This window comes from Pseudomonas sp. CM25 (assembly GCF_013179705.1).
Classification (GTDB): Bacteria; Pseudomonadota; Gammaproteobacteria; order Pseudomonadales; family Pseudomonadaceae; genus Aquipseudomonas.
In genome coordinates this window covers 1-593 of the sequence record NZ_JABMCW010000726.1, presented here as the reverse complement: position 1 = coordinate 593, position 593 = coordinate 1, and the positions used below count along the sequence as shown (strand labels likewise).

Annotated in this window: 1 protein-coding gene; it reads left to right on the top strand. The window is 65.1% G+C overall.

The features are described from left to right. Window positions 1-593: dihydrodipicolinate synthase family protein (locus tag HP546_RS30965; RefSeq protein ID WP_172233860.1), on the top strand; the 593-nt coding region annotated here is incomplete at both ends.

Sequence of the window (593 nt, the reverse complement as noted above, 5' to 3'; positions counted from 1 at the left end):
CGCATCGAGCTGGCCGCCCAGGCCAAGGACGTGCTCAACGGCCGCCTGCCGCTGATCGTCGGCACCGGTGGCATCCGCACCGAAGACGCCGTGGCCTTCGCCCAGCACGCCAAGGAAATCAAGGCTGACGCCCTGCTGGTGGGCACCCCGCCATACGCGCTGCCGACCCAGCAGGAAATCGCCCTGCACGTCAAAGCTGTCGACGCCGCCGCCGGCCTGCCGATCATGCTCTACAACTACCCGGGCCGCATGAGCGTGAGCATGGGCGAGGAGTTCTTCGATGCCGTTGCCGATGTGAAAAACATCGTCGCCATCAAGGAAAGCTCCGGTGACATGGCCCAGCTGCACCGCCTGGCCATCCACCGCCCGAACATCCAGCTGTCGTGCGGCTGGGACGACCAGGCCCTGGAATTCTTCGCCTGGGGCGCCCAGAGCTGGGTCTGCGCCGGCTCCAACTTCATCCCGCGCGAGCACGTGGCCCTGTACGAGGCCTGCGTGATCGAGAAGGACTTCGCCAAAGGCCGCAAGATCATGGCTGCCATGATGCCGCTGATGGACTTCCTCGAAGGTGGCAAGTTTGTCCAGGCGATCAA